Raw genomic sequence first — 15980 nt, forward strand, 5'->3', positions numbered from 1 at the left:
CTTTATGGCAGGCCTCAAGGGAAGCAGACGCTGGGATGTCCTTCCTCAAGATGACGAGGCCGCTTCCAAGCTGGCGAATGCACTCGACGTGGCGCCCCTTGTGGCACGCGTGATGTGCGCCCGCGGCATACGCGACGTGGAGGAAGCGAAGCGCTTCCTCACGCCCTCGCTCGATCGTGACTGGCAGGACCCTCTGCTGATTCCAGGCATGAAGGAAGCAGCAGACAGGGTCGAGGCAGCGCTCGAGCGTGGCGAGCAGATAGCGGTCTTCGGCGATTTCGATGTCGACGGTATGAGTGCGACCTGCCTTCTGACGCTCGGTCTCCGGGCGCTCGGAGGCAAGGTCGCTCCGTTCATACCGAACCGCTTCGGCGAGGGCTATGGCCTTTCGCGCGAGGCGCTCGCGCGTGTGCAGGAGAAGGCATCGCCCGACCTCATCGTCACGGTAGACAACGGCATAGCAGCGAAGAACGAAGTCGCATGGCTCAAGGAAGAGGGCATCGACGTCGTCGTGACCGACCACCACGAGCCGGGAGACCTCGTGCCTGAAGGCGTGCCGGTGACCGATCCGAAAATGACGGAAGACTGCCCGAGCAGAGACCTTGCCGGTGCCGGTGTGGCTTTGAAGCTTGTGCAGGTCCTGGGCGAGAGGCTTGGGAACCCCGACCTTTGGCGGCACTACACGGAGGTCGCGACCCTCGGCACGATTTCCGACATGATGGACCTGTGCGGCGAGAACAGGGCACTTGTGACCGATGGCCTCGAGCGGATGAGGAAGACGGACCGTCCGGGCATCGTCGCTCTGGCCGCAAGCTCGGGCACCGACCTCTCGACGGTCACGGCAGACAGCCTGCCGTTCTCGCTCATACCTCGCCTCAATGCCGCAGGACGCATGGGCTCGACCGATGTGGCCTTCCAGCTCCTGCTTACGGATGACAAGCAGGAGGCGACCCGTCTGGCGGGCCAGCTCGAGGCCATCAACTCGGAGCGCCGCGAGATCGAGGCAGCGCTTACCGACGAAGCGATGGCAATGGTGGATGCACTCTACGAGGGCGGTCGCGTCATCGTCGTCGGCGGCGAAGGCTGGCATGAGGGCGTCAAGGGCATCGTCGCCTCGCGCATGGTGAACAAATACCATGTGCCAGCCCTCCTCTTCACGATCTCTGACGGCGTGGCCAGAGGCTCTGGCCGCTCCGTGGGTTCTGTCGATCTCTTCCATGCGGTCGAGCAGTGCTCGGACCTCCTGATTCGTTTTGGCGGCCATGCAGGAGCAGTCGGCGTCACGCTCGATGCCGCCAATCTCGATGCCTTCCGCGACCGCATGGAAGCCATCATGGATGCCCTGCCTGCAGAGCAGTTCGAGGACAGGGGCGAGGTCGCAGCGATCGTCTCCCTCGCAGAGATCGACCGTCCGACAATCTCCTCGCTTGAGATCCTCCAGCCTTTCGGTATGGGCAACAAGAAGCCGCTCTTCGGCGTCTGCGGCGTCACGATGAGGGGCAGGGCGCGTGTCGGCACGAACGGCGACCATCTGCGCTTCGTCGCAAGCGATGGCACGCACGCCGTGCCTGCCATCATGTTCCGGACGCCCCACATCGAGAAGGCATCAGGCTATGACGGGGCTGTGGACCTCGTCTTCGAGGCTGTGAACGAGACCTGGCAGGGGCGCACGAAGCCGAAGCTCATGGTCAAGGACATCATCTACAGGACCCCTGACGAGGACAGCAAGAAGGCGGACCCGACGCTTGCCGACGAGCTCTTCGAGCACGCCTCGGAGGTGCTTTCGGTCCCTGAACATGCAGGCATAGCAGAGGCGCTCAAGTTCAGGACCCGTGTCGTGAGGATGCCGGAAGGAACCGACCCCACGCGTCTTTCGGAAGGAGAGGAGCTCTCCGTCTGCTCTGACGGCACGGCAGAGATGTGCTCTCTTGCCCTCGTGACGAAGGAAGGCACGGTCTTGGGGCATCTGCGCCATCATATCGCAGCAGCGCTTGTGCCTGCCATCGATGCCGGCGCGACCTATCGTGCCGAGGTGCTGAAGGTCGTCTGCACCACAAGGAGCCAGGATGCCGCCATCGATATCCAGGTCATGCGGCAGCCGAAGGAGGTGCAGGCAGCAGCTTCGAAGGCAAAGGGCGTGCAGGCACTGCGCCAGGAGCTCTCGGGGCTTGCGACTGAGGCGCTTGCAGAGCGCCTCTCGCATCTTTTCATCGGCGACCACGACCTTCTGCCGGCACAGCGGGAGGCGCTCGCGCTCCTTGGCGCGGGCAAATCCTGCTTCTGCGTGATGGCTACGGGTCGTGGCAAGAGCCTCATCTTCCACGTCCACGCCGCGCGCATGGCGCTCGCGGAGCACAAGGCATCGATATTCGTCTATCCGCTCCGCGCCCTTGTCGCAGACCAGAGATGCCACCTCGAGGAAGCCTTCGGCGCTCTCGGCATGACCGTGCGCGTCCTGACCGGTGCCACAGGCCAGGGAGAGCGGGAGGACATCTTTGCTGCGCTTGCTGCAGGGGAGGTCGACGTCGTGCTCACGACGCCCGAGTTCCTCGCAGCCCATGCACGCCGCTTCGCAAAGGGCGGACGCATCGGCTTTGTCGTCGTCGACGAAGCCCACCATGCGGGGCAGGCAGGGCCTGCAAAGAGAGACGCCTATAGCGACTTCCCGAAGATTCTGGAGGCTCTGGGGCATCCGGTCTGCCTCGCAGTCAGCGCGACGGCACCCGATCCGGTGGCAAAAGAGCTCTGCCGGCTTCTCCAGATTCCGAAATCGAATGTCCTCATCGACAGAACGAGCAGGACGAACCTTGTGCTCGACGATCTCCGCGAGCTGCGCGACCGCGAGGCGGCGCTTGTGCATATCGTGGCGGCAGGGGAGAAGTGCGTCTGCTACGTGAACTCCCGCGAGCAGTCGGTGGCGCTCGTGAGGATGCTCAGGCACGCCGTGCCGGATGAGGCGGGACGCATCGCCTTCTATAACGCAGGGCTCACGCGCCGCGACCGTGCACGCGTCGAGCGTGCCTTCCGCGAGGGAGACCTTTCCTGCATCGTTGCGACCTCTGCCTTCGGCGAGGGTGTCGATATCCCTGATATCAGGCATGCGGTCCTCTTCCATATGCCATTCTCGGAGATTGAGTTCAACCAGATGTGCGGCCGTGCCGGAAGGGATGGGAAGCCTGCCCAGGTGCACCTGCTCTTCAGCAGCAGGGATGCCAGAATCGATGAGCGCATCATCGCCTCTGCTGCCCCTGCACGCTCTGACCTCGTCGTGCTCTATCGCACGCTCATGCAGCTTGGCAGAGCTGCAAAGGCAGAAGGCGGAGATGGCAGCTTCGACGCGGCGAATGCCGATATCGCCGAGGCATGCCTCTCCATGGACGACAGAGCGCACATCGACGAGGGATCGGTCTCTGCCGGCATCCAGATATTCCAGGAGCTCGGCTTCCTCTCGACGAGCGGCTGGGGATCCCAGCGTCGTATACTCATGGCAGACGCTCCTTCCCGCATGGACCTCGTGCAGTCCATCCGCTATCTCGAGGGCATGCGTGCACGCGAGGATTTCGCCCGGTTCCGGGACTGGATCCTCACGGCAACGGCACAGGAGCTCACCTGCGCACTCTGCAGGCCCATCATCCCGCATATGGGACGTATCGTCGACGGAGAGGAGTGAACCATGGCAGAAAAGGCCATTCCGAATGCAGACAACTGGCGCCTCCTCGAGGTTACCTGCTCCCGCTACATGGACGAAGAGGCGGTCTCGAAGATTCACGAGGCCTATCACTTTGCAGCCGAGTTCCACAAGGACCAGAAAAGGCGCTCCGGCGAGCCCTACATCAACCATCCGGTCGAGGTTGCGCTGATTCTCGCCGACAAGCTCCATATGGATGAGGATTCGATCTGTGCTGCGCTTCTGCATGACACGGTCGAAGACACGCCTGCCACGCTCTCTGACATCTCCGAGCGCTTCGGCGAGACGGTTGCAGAGCTCGTGGACGGCGTCACGAAGCTCACCTCGATCGAGGTCGAGTCGATGGACGAGAAGCAGGCCCTGAACCTGCGCAAGATGTTCTTGGCGATGTCGAAGGACATCCGTGTCATCATCATCAAGCTTGCAGACCGCCTGCACAACATGAGGACGCTCGCGGCACTGCCGCCCGACCGGCGCATCTTCAAGGCGCATGAGACGATGGATGTCTATGCGCCGCTGGCAGATCGTCTCGGCATCAGCTCCATCAAGTGGGAGCTCGAAGACCTTGCGTTCTACTACCTCGAACCTGAGGAGTACCAGAGGATCGCCCGCATGGTCCAGGACTCGCGTGCCCAGCGCGAGCAGGATACCGATGAGGCCATAAAGGTCCTGGACGACGAGCTCAAGCGCGCCGGCATCAAGAACTTCCAGATCACGGGACGCCCGAAGCATCTGTGGTCCATCTACCAGAAGATGCTCAGGAAGGACCTCGAGTTCTCCGACATCTATGACCTCATAGCACTTCGCGTGATCGTGCATACGGTCGGCGAGTGCTACTCCGTCCTGGGTGCCGTTCACTCGCTCTGGCATCCTCTGCCAGGACGCTTCAAGGACTACATCGCGACGCCGAAGGCAAATCTCTACCAGTCTCTCCATACCACCGTCATCGGTCCCGATGCCCGCCCGATCGAGATCCAGATCCGCACCGTGCAGATGCACGAGCAGGCAGAATATGGTATCGCAGCACACTGGCTCTACAAGAAGGCCGGCAACTCCCAGGGCCTCATGAGCGCAGACGACAAGAACATCGATTCTGCCATCAACTACATCAGGAAGAACCTCGAGTGGACGACCGAGGGCGACATCGACGATGCCCATGAGTTCCTGAACAATCTGAGGGTCGACCTCTTCGAGGACGAGATCTTCGTCTTCACGCCGAAGGGCGAGGTCATGAGCCTCCGGCGTGACTCGACGCCTCTCGACTTTGCCTACGCTGTGCACACGGAGGTCGGCAACCACTGCGTCGGTGCCAAGGTCAATGGCGCCGTCGTGCCGCTTACCTATCGCCTCAAGATGGGCGACCGCGTCGAGATACTGACGAACAACAATGCCAAGCCGTCACGCGACTGGGTGAACATCGTCGCGACGCCGTCGGCCCGAGCCAAGATCAGGAAGTACTTCGCTTCCGTCACCCGTGCCGACGATATGGAGACCGGCAGGAACGACCTTGCCCACGAGCTCAGGAAGCGCGGCTACGGCATCTCCACGCCGCGCGTGCAGAAGGCCTGCGAGAAGGTCCTGCCGCAGTTCGATGTCCACACCGTAGACGACCTCATGGCATCGATCGGTGCCGGCAAGTACACGCCGAAGATCGTTGCGAACCGCCTCGAAGAGGTCATGCTCGAGGGCTCTCCTGAAGCCAATGCCCAGGCACAGGCCCAGGCAGACCGCGAAGAGGAGATGCGCCGTGCCATCATGGAGGACCGGCCACTCATCAAGCCGTCGAAGCCGACCCGCGAGGAGAGAAAGAAGCGCTCGAGCTGCGGCGTGATCGTGAAGGGCGACCCGGACCTGATGGTCCACCTTGCCCACTGCTGCAACCCTGTTGCAGGCGATGATATCGTGGGCTTCGTGACACGGGGACGTGGCGTCTCGGTCCACCGCGCGAACTGCCCGAACGTGAAGGGCCTCATGGAGCATCCTGAGCGCATGATCGACGTCGAGTGGGATACGTCGGGTGCCACCGAGTTCCAGGTCGAGATCGTCGTCGAAGCATCGGACCGCATGGGGCTTCTCAAGGATGTCACGATTGCAATCAACGATTCTGGCGGCAATATCCTGTCTGCTGCGACCCAGACCTCTGCCCAGGGCGTGGCACGCCTGCGCTTCCTCATCGCAATCTCCGACGCGAGCCTGCTCATGCCGCTTCTCGCAAACGTGAGCCGTGTGCCGTCGGTCTTCGATGCCCGCCGCATCATGCCGGGCGAAGGGTCGAGCCAGATGAAGAGGAGGCTCTAGATGGCAGAGCTCAGACAGTTCGTGGTAAGCCCCTTCCAGACGAACTGCTACGCCGTGATATCGAACGGCCACTGCATGGTGGTCGATCCAGGAGACCAGGGCGCACGCATCGCCCAGGAGCTCAAAGATGTCACGGTCGACCTCATCGTCTGCACGCATGGCCACAACGACCATGTGTCGGGTGTGCGTGCCCTGAAGGAGGCTACCGATGCCAGGTTCATGATGCCTGAGGCTGACTATGCGTGGGCAAAGGAGCACTCCGGCAAGGTGGACGGCTCAGGCATGGCATACGGGGAGCAGATTCCTGACGCCGATGAGCTTCTGCATGACGGGGACACATGGAAGCTCGATGAGCTCTCCTTCGAGGCGATAGCTGCGCCGGGCCATACGCCGGGCGGCATGGTGCTTCTGGGAGAAGGCTTTGCCTTCGTGGGAGACACGCTCTTCCATCTCTCCTGCGGCAGGACCGACCTTCCTGGCGGCAGCCACGCAGAGCTCATGGAGACGCTTGCCAAGCTCAAGCGCCGCATCCCCGCCTCCTATACGCTCTTCTGCGGCCATGGTCCCGAGACGACGATGGCAGAGGAGCTGGCACACAACCCCTGGCTCCAGGACGGGGAACATGCAACTGATGGCATGCACTAGGCTGTGCCAAATGTGCAGCGCCAAGAACTTCCGAAAAAAGTCGGCTGTGCGGCTTGGGAAGTATGCTAAAGTACCACTTGCGCACAACGCATGTCGGAGTGGCGGAATTGGCAGACGCGCTAGCTTGAGGTGCTAGTGACTGACTAAAAGGTCGTGCGGGTTCAAGTCCCGCCTCCGACACCATCGAGTGTCCAGAGAGCCCCGGATAGGGGCTCTCTTCATATAGAGACAGAGAAATGGGCTGTTCTGGATGCCTGGCATCTGGTATAGTTTGGGAGCCTGATGAAGGCACATATGCCCGAGTGATGGAATTGGTAGACGTGACGGACTCAAAATCCGTTGGCAGCAATGCCGTGTGGGTTCGAGTCCCACCTCGGGCACCAGCGATATGGATGAGGCCGGAAGCTCACGCTTCCGGCCTTCTTTCTTTTTGCGGCTGCCATTTGATGAGGCGGACAAGCCTCTTGCGGAATGCGGTCTCAGCGATGCTGCAAAAAACGTTCGCTGCTATGCTTTTAGGTAAGCTTTCAGATTCATAGCCTGTCCATCACAAAGAACCCTCCTCCTGTCTGGGAGCTGCTTATGAGTGGTGCATCGCACATATTGAAGGTGCTCCGGCATATCGAGACGAAAGAGCCCGAGATGCATCTGGCTGCGAACATAGCTTCTCTTGGGGACCGGAATGAACGACGTTCGATGCTTTTTACTGTTCTGCCTGTAGCAGAGGAGGGGTGCATGCTATGAAATTGCTTCCAGCCATACGTTTCCAGCTCAGAAATGTCTTCGAATCGCCTCGGTATCTTGCTGCCGTTGCACTTGCAGCACTGGGCATTGCGGTAGTCTTCGCCGAAGGCCTTGTCAGATTCTGGGGAAGCGATGTCGGCTCCCTGCCCTCGGCCGCTATCGGGTGGATGGGCAATTATGAAAGCATGTATTCGTATCTCTGGGTCTATATGCTTGGTTTCGTTATTCCGACGCTTGGCTGCATGGCTGCAGGAGATTCCTTCTGCCGCGATCTTCGTTCTGGAAGATACGCAATTCTGGCAACAAGGATGGGCAGGCGAACCTATTTCGCTTCATTCCTTCTAGCTGCATTCATTGGATGCTTCGTCTATGTAGCTGCAATGATTGCGGCTTCTCAGATTGTGGAGCTGCTTGTATTTCCTTATGACTCGAGCATAGATGCATTCCAGATAGGATTTGGCAGCAATGCGGCTTCGATGCTGAAATACTCCGACTACGCGGCACGGCTCCCTTTTGGGCGCTGGCCTCCCTGAGCCCTTACCTGCTGAATCTGGCTTATCTGGCATATGACGCGTTCTACATCTCAGCGCTGGTCATGTTTGCCGCAGCCCTTTCGCTTTATCTGCCAAAGCAGTCGCTTCTGGTGCTCGCGTTTCCGATGGCATTCGTGATTGTTGCGACGCAGATTGCTCCAGCCGAGTGGAATCCTCTCGTCAATCTTACCCTGACCATCTCTCGGGCAGAAGATCTCTCTCTTGTAGGGATGTTCTCTGTACCTTTGCTGGTGCTTGCAGCAGCAGTACTGCTGGCTGCAGTATCCGAGTTTCTGCTCAAGGGTGATCCGCAATGAAAGGCGCTGGCCGGCTCATGGTCCCAGGGATAAAGCAATTGCTTTTGAGCGTTGCTCTCTATATCGCATCCGTCCCAGTCATGCTTGCCATGTACGGAAGCCCCTCTCGGCAGGCTCTTCCATCCGAATCCTTCATGAAGCTCTATGGGACCTATTCCCACGAACTTCTGAATGCTCTCTTCTATACGCCAGCCTGCATTGTCCTGCTTGTGCCATCGCTTGCTGGCATCACATCTTCCATGCTGATAGTGAGGCGAAATGGCTTTGCGGATGCAGTGAAGTGTACTCTGCGGGACTGCCTTCTTCTGGCGCTTGTGGCAGGAATGGCCGTCTCGATAGGGCTGGCTCTGGAAGCAGCATTCATTGGCTGCATGGATGCAGCGGGCAGCCTGTTCTGGCATCTCTGGACATTGGCAGCCTGCTCATACTTCATCAGCTGTGCGCTGCTGCTTGTAGCGGTTTGCATTGCAGCCGGCGAGAGGGCTGCGGTGCTCGTGGCTCTGGGCTATGGCTTCTTTGGCTATTTTCTCGGTGCATCGCCGCTGCGATCGATTGACATGCTGCATTTTGGCTGGATGATAGTGCAGGACATGCAGAACGGTGTCGGAAATGCGTTGGCTGTCCTTCTGCGCCAGCTATTCATCTGCATTGCAATCCTTTCATCTATCAGATTGATGGCGGAAGTGTGCGATGTGCCATCAGGGGGCGAAGGCAGATGACAGGCTATCCTCTCCTTGAAAGGGGCCAGATGATACGCTGCATGATTTGTGCGGGCGCAGCGCTCCTGTGTGCGCTCGCACCGCTTGCGAACACATCGGATTACCTGATGGTTGAGATTGTGGGAGGGGCAAGCATTGTCGATGCAGGGGAGCAGGGCAATGCAATACTCTGGCAGTTCGGCAGCATGGCACCGACTGCTCTCAATATCTTCTTGCTGTCAGATGTGGCGACAGATCCTTCCTTTCAGCATGGTCCGCTCATCAGGTTCCGCATGAAGAATCCTCGTGGCATGCTGCTGCAGGGTGCTGCGAGCCTTCTTGCTGCGGAAATGCTCGTTGCGTGTCTCAGCGCAGTGTCAGAGCTCTGTGCCGGATTCCTGATGGGATGGCCGCTCGATGATGGCTCGTTCATAGCCTTCATCTCTTTCTCGGCATTGCTGTCATGCTTGTCTGCAGCTGTGTATAGCTTGATAGGCTCGCTCCTTGCAAGAGATGGACAGAGCCGCTCTTCTGCTGGCGTATCTGTCCTTCTCTATATCGTATCCTGCATGGCTGTCGCGTTGCTGCCATCCGATTCCCTTGTCTTAAGGCTGCTCCCTGCATGCTGGGGATTCAGCGCCAATGCTCTTGTGGCTGGCCTCGAGACGAATCTTGCTGCATTGCTTCAGGCCGTATTGTCTCTGGATGTCTGGCTCCTTGCTGCTATTGCCACGTTTCTGCTGCTTTTTCCTCACGTCGAAGCCTGATTGGAGTGCCATGGCTGCAGTAAAGATCGAGCATGTCACGAAGAAGATACACGGGCGCGCTGTTCTGGATGATATAGACCTCGAGATTCCTGACGGCTCAGTCGTGGGCTTCACTGGCGTCAATGGGTCCGGCAAATCGATGCTGTTCCGGGCTGTCGCTGGCCTCGTGCGCATCAACGGGGGACAGATACTTGTCGGCGGTAAGCTGCTCGACCGCATGAAAGCCTATCCAGTGCGTCTTGGATATATGGCTGATGGCACAGGGTTCTGGGAATACCGATCAGGGAAAGGCAATCTCGAGATTCTTGCTGGCATCAGGAAGCTGATTGGCCCCGGAGAGATTGCAAAAACGCTCGAGCTGGTTGGGCTGGATGCTGATGACGGGCGGCCAGTATCTGAATACAGCCTCGGCATGAAGCAGCGGCTCAACCTTGCCCAAGTCATCATGGAAGAACCTGAGCTCCTGATCATGGACGAGCCCACCAATGCGCTTGATACGGACGGCATAGAGCTGGTGCTCAACATTGTTCGGAAGATGCATGCGTCTGGAGTGACACTCCTCATTTCCTGCCATAACCAGCCACAGCTTGAAGACCTGTTTGATCTCCATATCCATCTGCAGGATGGAAGGATTGTCGGGAAGGAGCGGCGATGAAGATGCATTGCAGACATGGGCATAGGCGCCTGGCTCTTGTCGCAATCGCTGCTGCAGCGGCATTCATTGTCGTAATTGCGGTTCTGTTCAGGACGAGCCTCACCAATGTCGATGGAAAGGATGCAGTCAGGCTCTCGTCTGCGGTCTATGAAGTGCACTATCTGCCCAAGCGATACGCTGCTCTGTCAGATGTAGACGAGGTGGAGCAGGCATGGAGAGTGCGCTATGGATCCGATGGGGATGCTTCGCTCACTCCAGCGCAGAAGTCTGCAGCTTTGGGTCTCCAGCTGGCAGATCCGGGCGAGTATGCCGATGCAATCATGATTGTTACGGCAACGGATGAGTCGCATTATGGGTACCGGGCTTTTGCAAGCAGCTATAGGGTAGACCGTGTGATTCGCGGCCTTGGAAAGGAATCTCGCCTTCTGGCTGATGGAGCAACTTTTGCCCTTCCTGGCGTGCAGCTCATGCCAGGCGACGAGATTTCCGTCTATCAGGAATTTGCAGTCAGCAAGGATGGACAGAACGATGGCGGAAGCGGTCTTCGGATAGGTGCGAGCTCGACGCGCAGCCCCTATACGGGCTATCTCACGCCGACATGTGCCGGACGCCAGTATCTCGTGTTTCTTTGCTGCCTCCCGTCGGATGGTACGAGCAATCCATCTGAATGCAGGTTCATGTTTGCTCCAACGGTCTACAGCGTGCTGCCGCTCGGTGATGTGGATGGCAGGCTGAGCCTCGATCTCAATATCTTGAATGGCGGCTTTCCTGAATCGCCCTATGAGGCGACAGAAGCCTCGTCCCTGAATACGCGGACCCAATCTGTACGGGATGAAACGTATGAGAACGCATATGCACAGGCTGAAGCGATGCTGGAGGAACAGAGCTATGCCGATGCGATGGATACCGATATGTATGTGGAGACAGACGAGACTGAAGCGCTGTTTCGCACGAATGCTCAGCGCATAGCAGATGCCTATCTTTGATGGTGCGTTATGGAGTCGGCCAGGACAGGCAACTGGATCGGGAAGCATGACGTACGTGCAGACGTATCTGATAGCGATAGGACATCAAAAGACGAAGGAAGGCCGGAAGCACGCTTCCGGCCTTCCTTCTTGCTGAGATGTGTTTTCGGCTAGCGGAGCTGGTCCTCTGGGCTTGAAGGTGCTGTCTTTCTGGAGAGATGGTTGATGCCTGACTGCTCGAGCGTAACGGCGCAGGGGACACGGTGCGCCAGAACGCGCTCGACGTTTCTCCTGTCGCTCTTCGCGTAGAATGCCTCGGCTTCTGCCTTCTTCATGCCGCCCTCGACCTTGCGCTCAACGAGGCGTGCCTTGAGCTCGGAGGGCGTGGCCTCGATGAAGACGGAATCGTTGCAGTAGGCGCAGAGGCCTCTCCAGCCCCGCTCGTCGAGAAGCAGGTAGTTGCCCTCGATGAGGACGATCCTCGTGTCGACGGCGATAGCGTTCTCCTCGACCTCGTGGGTCTTCCTGCTGTAGGCAGGCATGAGGACGCGCTTGCCACGCTTGAGCTCGATGAGCTTTGCGCGGAAGGCATTGAGATCGAAGGTCTCGGGTGCTCCCTTGATGTCGGAGAGGCGCACTTCGCGGCCATCGACTTCGGCCACATTCGATCTCAGATAGGAGTTGGGGTAGTGGAAGCCGTCGAGGCTTACAGCCGTCAAGGGCAGTGCCCCTTCGACCGAAAGCGAAAGCTCTTCAAGCGTCTGCGCGCAGCATGACTTGCCAGTGCCGGGCGCTCCTGCCATGAAGACGATCATGCGCCTGCCGAGGCCACGGGCGAGGTTCGACCAGCGCTTCACGAGAGGTATGAGCACTCCATCGATCGTAGCCGAGTCATAGGCGGCCTTGACCTTGAGGCCATTGACGCTAAGTTCGAATTCCTGCATGAGGTACAGCTCCTCGGTCCGTGCGAATGTGCATCGACTAGTGTAGCAAGTGGCAGGCAGCTGGGCAGCGAATGTTTGCAGGGATAAACGTTTCCCACAAAGCAGCGTACGAGCTGAGGGCCCTTCTGCTATGATGTGCTGTGAAGAGATAGCGAAGAGCGGCTCCGACTTGCATACATGCGGTCTGAGGCGTACACTGTCTTTTCGTGTTAACGAAGCGGGATGCGCATGCGTCCCCACCTTGCGGCGCCTTGAGCAGCTGTCTGGTCAGACAATATGAGTTCACCCTTTTGGGCCCATGTCTTCTGGCTGCTGCTTCGCGTGCCGGGAGATTTTCTTTTATATGGCAGGCAACTGCCAGAGAGAGGAAGGTGTCGGCGATAGCTAAGTCCGATGAGCCCCGCATCAACGGGGAGATTTCTGCTCGTACTTGCCGTCTGATTGGTGTGGATGGCTCGCAGCTTGGTCTGTTTGGCGTCCGCGATGCCCTGCGCATTGCCGAGGAACAGAATATGGACCTCGTGGAGATTGCCCCCAACGCAGAGCCTCCCGTCTGCAAGGTCATGGACTACAGCAAGTACAAGTACGACCAGGCCCGCAAGGCCAAGCAGGCCCGCAAGAACCAGGCCAAGATCGAAGTCAAGGAAATGAAGTTCCGCCCGAAGATCGACAAGGGCGACTACGAGACCAAGAAGAACCACGTGCTCCGCTTCCTGAAGAAGGGCGCCCGTGTCAAGGTCACGATCATGTTCCGCGGCCGCGAGATGGCGCATCCCGAGCAGGGTCTCATGGTTCTCGAGAAGCTTGCGGACGAGCTCAAGCCTTTCGCTACGGTTGATTCGCAGCCGAAGATGGAAGGCCGTAACATGCACATGCTGCTTTCTCCCATCAAGGGTGCCTTCGACAACGTGGACACGGGAGAAGATAGCGAGACAGAGAAGGAGAACTGAGTATGCCTAAGATGAAGACGCACAAGGGTACGGCAAAGCGCTTCCGCCGTACGGGTACCGGCAAGATCATGCGTGCCAAGGCTTACAAGAGCCACATCCTGACCAAGAAGTCCCCGAAGCGCATCCGTGGCTTCCGCCAGGAGACCACCGTCGCTCCTGCAGACGTGAAGGTCATTTCCGCCCGCATGGGCAAGTAAGCATTGCATCCAGCTAATAGGAGTTGATTATATATGGCACGTGTCAAGCGCGCAGTCACTGGCCGCAAGAAGCGCCAGACCCTGAAGAAGCTTTCCAAGGGCTACTACGGTACATCCTCCCGCACCTTCCGCGGCATGAAGGAGCAGGTTGCCCACTCCCTCCAGTACCAGTACCGCGATCGCCGCAACAAGAAGCGCGACATCCGCGCTCTCTGGATCCAGCGCATCAATGCTGCTGCCCGCATGAACGATCTGAACTACTCGAACTTCATGCACGGCCTCAAGCTCGCCGGCGTCGATCTCGACCGCAAGGTCCTCGCACAGATTGCCTACGACGACCCCGAGGCCTTCGCAAAGCTCGCTGAGGTTGCCAAGAAGGCCCTCGCTGCTGCCTAAGCCGTCTCGCTAGGTGAATGAATGAGCGTCCCTGCACAGATGTGCGGGGGCGCTTTTTTGCTGAGCACGAAAGGGGGAGAGCGCAGTGCCAGGCATCATGCCTGCATGTGTGGGGACACGCAGCCTGTTCACCCCTGCAGGATGGCCTGCATCCCAGACGCTCTCAGAGCGCATATGAGCTCATGTCTGAAGACTCATGGCTCCCTTGTTCACATGCAATATTGGAAGCGCTGAGGTCGATTCTGGAGGCGCTGGCCAGGGGACTCCCCTGAGGAGCGATCGAGACAGGATCTATAAATATCAGGCAAAGCGACGCTGCATTGCATACAAAGATTGGAGCCTCCGTCTTTCATAGGCGAAGGCTCCTTGTGCGTCTTGATGTGCCAGTCTCAGTGCAGGTGATGGTGGCTGTGATGCTCGAGCTTGTCCTCTTCTGCCTTGAAGGCAGGGTCGTCCGGCGTGATGAGGGTATCGTCTCCCGTGTCTGGGTCCTGGTGGTGCAGAAGCACCGGCTCGAAGAGGTGGAGATGGCGGCAGAAAAGCGCTGAGATCACGAAGAGCAGGAAGAAGATTGCGATGCGGGGCCACAGAGTCACTTGCGTCATGACGTACGAGCCGATGCAGAGGACGCTTGTCCAGGCATACATGAGAAGCACGGCCTGGCGCTGGTCGAAGCCTTCTGCAATGAGGCGGTGATGGATGTGGCCGCGGTCAGCCTGTCCGATGCTCACATGGCCACGCATGCGCCGGACGATGGCAGAGAAGGTATCGATGATGGGGATGCCGGCAATGACAAGTGGGACGATGATCGTCGTGAGGCCGGCAATGCGCGTGACGTTCAGAAGAGAGATCGTGCCCAGGGCAAATCCTATGAGCATCGATCCCGAATCGCCGAGGAAGATTGATGCTGGGTGGAAGTTGTACTTCAGGAATCCGAGGCAGGCGCCGGCAAGGGCAATGGAGAGCCCTGCGGCATCGAAGCGGCCGCCGCCGAAGGCGATGATGAACATCGTGAAGCTTGCGATGACGGCAATGCCTGAGGCAAGGCCGTCGAGACCATCGATCAGATTGAAGATGTTCACGTAGGCAACGAGATAGATGACGGTGATCGGGTAGGTCCAGATGCCGAGCTCGATGAACTCGCCTGTAAAGGGGCTCACGATATTGCCGATAACAAGGCCCGAGCAGGCAGCGAAGGTTGCAGCGAGCACCTGGCCGAATAGCTTCTGGTGGGGCTTCAAGGAGAACTTGTCATCGAGAAGGCCTGTCACGAAGATCGTGAGCATAGCCAAGCCCAGAAGCGGATAGCTGATGGCGCGGCTTCTGGGCGGCATGATCGAGAAGGGCCAGCCCAGATAGCGGTAGCCGAAGACCTGGAGAAGCAGCGCGACGAAAAGACCCAAGAAGACTGCAATGCCGCCCATGCGGGGAATCGGCGTCTTGTTGATGCGGCGCTTCTCCGGGTAGTCGATAGCGCCGACCTTCCAGGCAATCTTCGAAGCGAGAGGCGTCGTCAGAAGCGTCGTGACGAGTGCGCTCAGAAAGAGCAGGATATAGGGCACCCAGTGCTCGATATGCACGCCACACCTCCTGCTTCGGATCAGCTGTGAATGAGATAGAACCTCTCAATCATACCGGAAAGAGAAGGCAAGGAAAACAGAGCACTCACGCCTGCCACAAAGCAGGCAGAAGTATTGGCTTGCTGCAGCCAACCTCAAGTATTTCCCGTTTGCAGGCCACAAGTCAAGACTGTGCAAGGCACGATACATTTCCTATCATGAGTGGTGCCGTCCCCCTGCAGCACAAACTGGGTGAACCGACACGTATTTACAGGGAGTCCATATCTCGTTCCCAGTACAGGTATCCTTCGGTGTTAAGGAAGCTGGAACAGGCGACGAGGACACCCACCTTAGCAAGGTGGGTTCATAAACGTTCTGCAGGAGGCGGCATCTATTGCATCGTGCTGCTGCTGCCTTTACTATATGCAGCCAGAAATTGGGCATTGACACGACCTGCTCGAATTGCGAGAATATCTAACGCACTGCCCAGACGGGGATGTAGCTCAGCTGGGAGAGCGCTGCCTTCGCAAGGCAGAGGCCGAGGGTTCGAATCCCTTCATCTCCACCATTCGTCTATCGGACCCGGATGCTTCTGCATCCGGGTCTTCTTGCATGAAGGAGACT

General features: G+C 58.6%; 13 protein-coding genes and 3 tRNA genes. 14 read left to right on the forward strand and 2 right to left on the reverse strand.

Annotated elements, in window-relative coordinates:
• Window positions 1-4: 4 nt before the first annotated feature.
• The 10 genes from recJ (at window position 5) to ABVS03_RS00750 (ending at window position 11331) form a co-directional block, all read left to right on the forward strand.
• Window positions 5-3670, forward strand: a complete 3666-nt coding sequence (gene recJ, locus ABVS03_RS00705) for a single-stranded-DNA-specific exonuclease RecJ (RefSeq protein WP_368017601.1) — start codon at window positions 5-7, stop codon at window positions 3668-3670.
• A 3-nt stretch (window positions 3671-3673) separates the two neighbouring features.
• Complete coding sequence (locus ABVS03_RS00710; RefSeq protein WP_330971148.1) at window positions 3674-5986, forward strand: bifunctional (p)ppGpp synthetase/guanosine-3',5'-bis(diphosphate) 3'-pyrophosphohydrolase; 2313 nt, start codon at window positions 3674-3676, stop codon at window positions 5984-5986.
• Window positions 5987-6631, forward strand: coding sequence for an MBL fold metallo-hydrolase (locus tag ABVS03_RS00715; RefSeq protein ID WP_368017602.1), 645 nt, complete (start codon window positions 5987-5989; stop codon window positions 6629-6631).
• Window positions 6632-6723: 92 nt separating this feature from the next.
• Window positions 6724-6814: transfer RNA gene (locus tag ABVS03_RS00720), tRNA-Leu, on the forward strand.
• 113 nt (window positions 6815-6927) lie between these two features.
• Window positions 6928-7014: transfer RNA gene (locus ABVS03_RS00725), tRNA-Leu, on the forward strand.
• Between the two features lie 357 nt (window positions 7015-7371).
• The gene (locus ABVS03_RS00730) at window positions 7372-7908 is read left to right on the forward strand and encodes a hypothetical protein (protein WP_368017603.1); all 537 of its coding nucleotides are present in this window, start codon (window positions 7372-7374) and stop codon (window positions 7906-7908) included.
• Window positions 7909-7970: 62 nt separating this feature from the next.
• Complete coding sequence (locus ABVS03_RS00735) at window positions 7971-8225, forward strand: hypothetical protein (protein ID WP_368017604.1); 255 nt, start codon at window positions 7971-7973, stop codon at window positions 8223-8225.
• Window positions 8226-8242: 17 nt separating this feature from the next.
• Window positions 8243-8944 carry a hypothetical protein gene (locus tag ABVS03_RS00740; RefSeq protein WP_368017605.1) on the forward strand — a complete coding sequence of 234 codons (702 nt, stop codon included), beginning with the start codon at window positions 8243-8245 and terminating at the stop codon, window positions 8942-8944.
• A gap of 756 nt (window positions 8945-9700) precedes the next feature.
• Window positions 9701-10345, forward strand: coding sequence for an ATP-binding cassette domain-containing protein (locus ABVS03_RS00745; protein ID WP_368017606.1), 645 nt, complete (start codon window positions 9701-9703; stop codon window positions 10343-10345).
• Entirely contained in the window at window positions 10342-11331 is a 990-nt protein-coding gene (locus tag ABVS03_RS00750) for a hypothetical protein (RefSeq protein ID WP_368017607.1), read from the forward strand. The genes ABVS03_RS00745 and ABVS03_RS00750 overlap by 4 nt, the downstream gene beginning before the upstream one ends.
• Before the next feature lie 149 nt (window positions 11332-11480).
• On the opposite strand, the gene ABVS03_RS00755 is transcribed toward ABVS03_RS00750, so the two are convergent.
• The gene (locus ABVS03_RS00755; RefSeq protein ID WP_368017608.1) at window positions 11481-12254 is read right to left on the reverse strand and encodes a nucleoside/nucleotide kinase family protein; all 774 of its coding nucleotides are present in this window, start codon (window positions 12252-12254) and stop codon (window positions 11481-11483) included.
• Window positions 12255-12625: 371 nt separating this feature from the next.
• On the opposite strand from ABVS03_RS00755, the gene infC reads away from it, so the two are divergent.
• Genes infC through rplT form a run of 3 tightly spaced genes read left to right on the forward strand, consistent with a single transcriptional unit; the run spans window position 12626 to window position 13797 of the window.
• Complete coding sequence (gene infC / locus ABVS03_RS00760) at window positions 12626-13204, forward strand: translation initiation factor IF-3 (protein ID WP_330971139.1); 579 nt, start codon at window positions 12626-12628, stop codon at window positions 13202-13204.
• Between the two features lie 2 nt (window positions 13205-13206).
• Window positions 13207-13401, forward strand: a complete 195-nt coding sequence (rpmI, locus tag ABVS03_RS00765) for a 50S ribosomal protein L35 (protein ID WP_330971138.1) — start codon at window positions 13207-13209, stop codon at window positions 13399-13401.
• Between the two features lie 33 nt (window positions 13402-13434).
• Window positions 13435-13797 (forward strand): 50S ribosomal protein L20, encoded by a 363-nt coding sequence (rplT, locus tag ABVS03_RS00770; RefSeq protein WP_368017609.1) that lies wholly within the window; start codon window positions 13435-13437, stop codon window positions 13795-13797.
• Between the two features lie 389 nt (window positions 13798-14186).
• Here rplT and ABVS03_RS00775 read toward each other — a convergent pair whose 3' ends face one another.
• Window positions 14187-15371, reverse strand: coding sequence for an MraY family glycosyltransferase (locus ABVS03_RS00775; RefSeq protein WP_368017656.1), 1185 nt, complete (start codon window positions 15369-15371; stop codon window positions 14187-14189).
• A gap of 477 nt (window positions 15372-15848) precedes the next feature.
• Between ABVS03_RS00775 and ABVS03_RS00780 the strand changes: the two genes are divergently transcribed.
• Window positions 15849-15924, forward strand: a tRNA-Ala gene (locus ABVS03_RS00780).
• The last annotated feature ends 56 nt before the right edge of the window (window positions 15925-15980 follow it).

It is taken from the genome of Olsenella sp. AGMB03486, assembly GCF_040884255.1.
Classification (GTDB): domain Bacteria; phylum Actinomycetota; class Coriobacteriia; order Coriobacteriales; family Atopobiaceae; genus Olsenella_L; species Olsenella_L kribbiana.

Bases quoted from the DNA above. Each gene is read 5' to 3' on its own strand.
- ABVS03_RS00710 (WP_330971148.1), top strand. From the start codon at position 3,674: ATGGCAGAAAAGGCCATTCCGAATGCAGACAACTGGCGCCTCCTCGAG.
- rpmI (WP_330971138.1), top strand. From the start codon at position 13,207: ATGCCTAAGATGAAGACGCACAAGGGTACGGCAAAGCGCTTCCGCCGT.
- ABVS03_RS00735 (WP_368017604.1), top strand. From the start codon at position 7,971: ATGTTTGCCGCAGCCCTTTCGCTTTATCTGCCAAAGCAGTCGCTTCTG.
- ABVS03_RS00715 (WP_368017602.1), top strand. From the start codon at position 5,987: ATGGCAGAGCTCAGACAGTTCGTGGTAAGCCCCTTCCAGACGAACTGC.
- ABVS03_RS00755 (WP_368017608.1), bottom strand. From the start codon at position 12,254: ATGCAGGAATTCGAACTTAGCGTCAATGGCCTCAAGGTCAAGGCCGCC.
- rplT (WP_368017609.1), top strand. From the start codon at position 13,435: ATGGCACGTGTCAAGCGCGCAGTCACTGGCCGCAAGAAGCGCCAGACC.
- ABVS03_RS00740 (WP_368017605.1), top strand. From the start codon at position 8,243: ATGGTCCCAGGGATAAAGCAATTGCTTTTGAGCGTTGCTCTCTATATC.
- ABVS03_RS00745 (WP_368017606.1), top strand. From the start codon at position 9,701: ATGGCTGCAGTAAAGATCGAGCATGTCACGAAGAAGATACACGGGCGC.
- ABVS03_RS00730 (WP_368017603.1), top strand. From the start codon at position 7,372: ATGAAATTGCTTCCAGCCATACGTTTCCAGCTCAGAAATGTCTTCGAA.
- recJ (WP_368017601.1), top strand. From the start codon at position 5: ATGGCAGGCCTCAAGGGAAGCAGACGCTGGGATGTCCTTCCTCAAGAT.
- ABVS03_RS00750 (WP_368017607.1), top strand. From the start codon at position 10,342: ATGAAGATGCATTGCAGACATGGGCATAGGCGCCTGGCTCTTGTCGCA.